The 5,250-nt window shown below is 56.3% G+C and carries 2 rRNA genes; both read right to left on the reverse strand.

What is annotated here, in order from left to right:
- Positions 1-93: 93 nt before the first annotated feature.
- A 23S ribosomal RNA gene (locus ACZDWJ_RS19625) occupies positions 94-3,213 on the reverse strand.
- Positions 3,214-3,684: 471 nt separating this feature from the next.
- A 16S ribosomal RNA gene (locus ACZDWJ_RS19630) occupies positions 3,685-5,203 on the reverse strand.
- The 16S and 23S rRNA genes sit together here, the layout of an rRNA operon.
- Positions 5,204-5,250: the final 47 nt, after the last annotated feature.

A 5,250-nucleotide genomic window follows, 5' to 3' on the forward strand; every position in this document is an offset into this window, starting at 1 on the left:
GTGGGGCGGGTGTGGTGCTGTCGTGTGTGTGGTGTGGACGCGAGCAGCACTTGTCATGCTGGCTTATCTTGTATGGATTTTGTTGAGGGCTTGTGAGACAAGCCCTCGGCCTATTAGTACCGGTCGGCTGGGCATCACTGCTGTACACCTCCGGCCTATCAACCCAGTCGTCTACTGGGGGCCTTACCCCATAACGGGTGGGAAACCTCATCTTGAAACGTGCTTCCCGCTTAGATGCGTTCAGCGGTTATCACTTCCGAACGTAGCTAACCAGCCGTGCTCTTGGCAGAACAACTGGCACACCAGAGGTTCGTCCATCCCGGTCCTCTCGTACTAGGGACAGCCTTTCTCAAGTTTCCTACGCGCGCGGCGGATAGGGACCGAACTGTCTCACGACGTTCTAAACCCAGCTCGCGTGCCGCTTTAATGGGCGAACAGCCCAACCCTTGGGACCTACTCCAGCCCCAGGATGCGACGAGCCGACATCGAGGTGCCAAACCATCCCGTCGATATGGACTCTTGGGGAAGATCAGCCTGTTATCCCCGGGGTACCTTTTATCCGTTGAGCGACCACGCTTCCACATGCCGTGGCCGGATCACTAGTTCCGACTTTCGTCCCTGCTCGACATGTCTGTCTCACAGTCAAGCTCCCTTGTGCACTTACACTCGCCACCTGATTGCCAACCAGGCTGAGGGAACCTTTGAGCGCCTCCGTTACATTTTAGGAGGCAACCGCCCCAGTTAAACTACCCATCAGGCACTGTCCCTGATCCAGATCATGGACCTAGGTTAGACATCTAGTACGACCAGAGTGGTATTTCAACGTTGACTCCACAACCACTGGCGTGGCTGCTTCACAGTCTCCCACCTATCCTACACAAGCCGAACCAAACACCAATACCAAACTATAGTAAAGGTCCCGGGGTCTTTCCGTCCTGCCGCGCGTAACGAGCATCTTTACTCGTACTGCAATTTCGCCGAGTCCACGGTTGAGACAGCGCCCAAGTCGTTACTCCATTCGTGCAGGTCGGAACTTACCCGACAAGGAATTTCGCTACCTTAGGATGGTTATAGTTACCACCGCCGTTTACTGGGGCTTAAATTCTCCGCTTCGGCTTGCGCCTAACAGGTCCTCTTAACCTTCCAGCACCGGGCAGGAGTCAGTCCGTATACATCGTCTTACAACTTCGCACGGACCTGTGTTTTTAGTAAACAGTCGCTTGGGCCTGGTCTCTGCGGCCATCACCGCTTCCCCACGTAAAGTGGTTCACGGATCCGGCCCCCCTTCTCCCGAAGTTACGGGGGCATTTTGCCGAGTTCCTTAACCATGGTTCACTCGATCGCCTTGGTATTCTCTACCTGATCACCTGAGTCGGTTTGGGGTACGGGCGGCGCATAGCTCGCTAGAGGTTTTTCTCGACAGCATAGGATCATCCACTTCCCCATACGGGTCCCCATCACATCTCAAGCTCGACATCAAAGTCAGCTCTCCGGATTTGCCTAGAGAGCGCCCTACATGCTTAGCCGTACACAACCATCGGTACGGTTGGACTACCTTCCTGCGTCACCCCATCGCTTGACTACTACCAGCTCGGGTCCCACGCTACGCCCACACGTCTCGCCCCGAAGGGTCCGATCACGTGGGTTTCGGATGGTTAGCATCACCAGGTTCGTCATGGGCGCTATTTTGCCGGTACGGGAATATCAACCCGTTGTCCATCGACTACGCCTGTCGGCCTCGCCTTAGGTCCCGACTTACCCAGGGCAGATTAGCTTGACCCTGGAACCCTTGATCATTCGGCGGACATGTTTCTCACATGTCATTCGCTACTCATGCCTGCATTCTCACTCGTGTCGCGTCCACCACTGGATCACTCCGCAGCTTCACTCGCGACACGACGCTCCCCTACCCATCCACGCACCTGAACCAACCCACAAGGGGCGGCTTAGCTTCATGCGTGAATGCCATAGCTTCGGCGGATGACTTGAGCCCCGCTACATTGTCGGCGCGGAATCACTTGACCAGTGAGCTATTACGCACTCTTTCAAGGGTGGCTGCTTCCAAGCCAACCTCCTGGTTGTCACTGCGACTCCACATCCTTTTCCACTTAGTCACCGCTTAGGGGCCTTAGCTGATGGTCTGGGCTGTTTCCCTCTCGACTACGGAGCTTATCCCCCGCAGTCTCACTGCTGCGCTCTCACTTACCGGCATTCGGAGTTTGGCTAACGTCAGTAACCTTGTGGGGCCCATCGGCTATCCAGTGCTCTACCTCCGGCAAGAAACACACAACGCTGCACCTAAATGCATTTCGGGGAGAACCAGCTATCACGAAGTTTGATTGGCCTTTCACCCCTATCCACAGGTCATCCCCTCAGTTTTCAACCTAAGTGGGTTCGGTCCTCCACGCGGTCTTACCCGCGCTTCAACCTGCCCATGGATAGATCACTTCGCTTCGGGTCTTGAGCGTGCTACTAAAGCGCCCTATTCAGACTCGCTTTCGCTACGGCTACCCCACACGGGTTAACCTCGCAACACACCGCAAACTCGCAGGCTCATTCTTCAAAAGGCACGCCGTCACCTTCTTAGGGGCTCCGACGGATTGTAGGCACACGGTTTCAGGTACTATTTCACTCCCCGCCAGGGGTACTTTTCACCTTTCCCTCACGGTACTGGTCCGCTATCGGTCATCAAGGAGTATTTAGGCTTAACGGGTGGTCCCGCCAGATTCACACGGAATTTCAGGGGTTCCGTGTTACTTGGGAAGCAGCGACACAGGTCCAGAATTACGTCTACGGGGCTATCACCCTCTACGGCCCCACTTTCCAATGGGCTTCGACTTCACCTGAACTTTCTTACTGTGTGAGCCACCGGCAGATGACTCCTCACGCTCCCACAACCCCACACGCGCAACCCCTGCCGGGTATCACACGCGCATGGTTTAGCCTGTTCCGCTTTCGCTCGCCACTACTCACGGAATCACTGTTGTTTTCTCTTCCTACGGGTACTGAGATGTTTCACTTCCCCGCGTTCCCCCCACACGCCCTATATATTCAGGCGCGGGTAACTGGACATGACTCCAGCTGGGTTCCCCCATTCGGACATCCCCGGATCAACGCTCGGTTGCCAACTCCCCAGGGCTTTTCGCAGGCTCCAACGTCCTTCATCGGCTCTTGATGCCAAGGCATCCACCATGTGCCCTTCGTAGCTTGTCGCACAAACACTCAACAAAAACCACAAAGAAACCAAAACAATTACAAGTACATTAGACGACCCACACACACATATGCGGATCATCTAGATGCTCGCGTCCACTATCCACTTCACAAACAACACACCCACCAACCCCTCACCACCACAGACACGCAGTGACTCGACGAAGGAGGCAACCAAGACACACACCCCACACCCACCCCACGCCGGCAGACCCCCCACTGAAGGAGAACCCACCCACCCAGGGCACATGCGGCGCCTGATATCTCAGACACCCAACAGCGTGCTGGACACAACCCCACCCTCATCCACTGCCCGTTCCACACCCACCAGCGCACCCAAGGGCACACCAGCACGGCCGTACTAGACACAGCAGACAAGCAGCGCAGCTGCTCTCATCGACGATTCCACTTTCGAACATCACCACAATGCCACCAGACACTCGCTGATGGTCACGGATGCATGCTCCTTAGAAAGGAGGTGATCCAGCCGCACCTTCCGGTACGGCTACCTTGTTACGACTTCGTCCCAATCGCCAGCCCCACCTTCGACGGCTCCTCCCACAAGGGTTAGGCCACCGGCTTCGGGTGTTGCCGACTTTCGTGACGTGACGGGCGGTGTGTACAAGGCCCGGGAACGTATTCACCGCAGCGTTGCTGATCTGCGATTACTAGCGACTCCGACTTCATGGGGTCGAGTTGCAGACCCCAATCCGAACTGAGACCGGCTTTTTGGGATTCGCTCCCCCTCACGGGATCGCAGCCCTTTGTACCGGCCATTGTAGCATGCGTGAAGCCCTGGACATAAGGGGCATGATGACTTGACGTCGTCCCCACCTTCCTCCGAGTTGACCCCGGCAGTCTCCTATGAGTCCCCACCATTACGTGCTGGCAACATAGGACAAGGGTTGCGCTCGTTGCGGGACTTAACCCAACATCTCACGACACGAGCTGACGACAGCCATGCACCACCTGTACACCAGCCAAAAGGCCACCACATCTCTGCAGTGTTCCGGTGTATGTCAAACCCAGGTAAGGTTCTTCGCGTTGCATCGAATTAATCCGCATGCTCCGCCGCTTGTGCGGGCCCCCGTCAATTCCTTTGAGTTTTAGCCTTGCGGCCGTACTCCCCAGGCGGGGCGCTTAATGCGTTAGCTACGGCACGGAACCCATGGAATAGGTCCCACACCTAGCGCCCAACGTTTACGGTGTGGACTACCAGGGTATCTAATCCTGTTCGCTCCCCACACTTTCGCTCCTCAGCGTCAGGATATTCCCAGAGAACCGCCTTCGCCACCGGTGTTCCTCCTGATATCTGCGCATTTCACCGCTACACCAGGAATTCCGTTCTCCCCTGAATACCTCTAGTCTGCCCGTATCGGAAGCAGGCACCGAGTTAAGCCCGGTGTTTTCACTCCCGACGCGACAAACCGCCTACGAGCCCTTTACGCCCAATAATTCCGGACAACGCTCGCACCCTACGTATTACCGCGGCTGCTGGCACGTAGTTGGCCGGTGCTTCTTCTGTACCTACCGTCACTTTCGCTTCGTCGGTACTGAAAGAGGTTTACAACCCGAAGGCCGTCATCCCTCACGCGGCGTTGCTGGATCAGGCTTCCGCCCATTGTCCAATATTCCCCACTGCTGCCTCCCGTAGGAGTCTGGGCCGTGTCTCAGTCCCAGTGTGGCCGGTCACCCTCTCAGGCCGGCTACCCGTCGAAGCCTTGGTAGGCCATTACCCCACCAACAAGCTGATAGGCCGCGAGCACATCCCCCACCGAAAAAACTTTCCACCACCATCACATGCGTGAAGTGGTCATATCCGGTATTAGCCACCGTTTCCGGCAGTTATCCCAGAGTGAGGGGCAGATTACTCACGTGTTACTCACCCGTTCGCCGCTCGAGTACCCCCGAAAGGGCCTTTCCGCTCGACTTGCATGTGTTAAGCACGCCGCCAGCGTTCGTCCTGAGCCAGGATCAAACTCTCCGTTGAAAAACAACACCACAACCACACCCCCAAAGAGGCACAGCCATGGAAAA

It is taken from the genome of Nocardioides sp. B129/18, assembly GCF_055282735.1.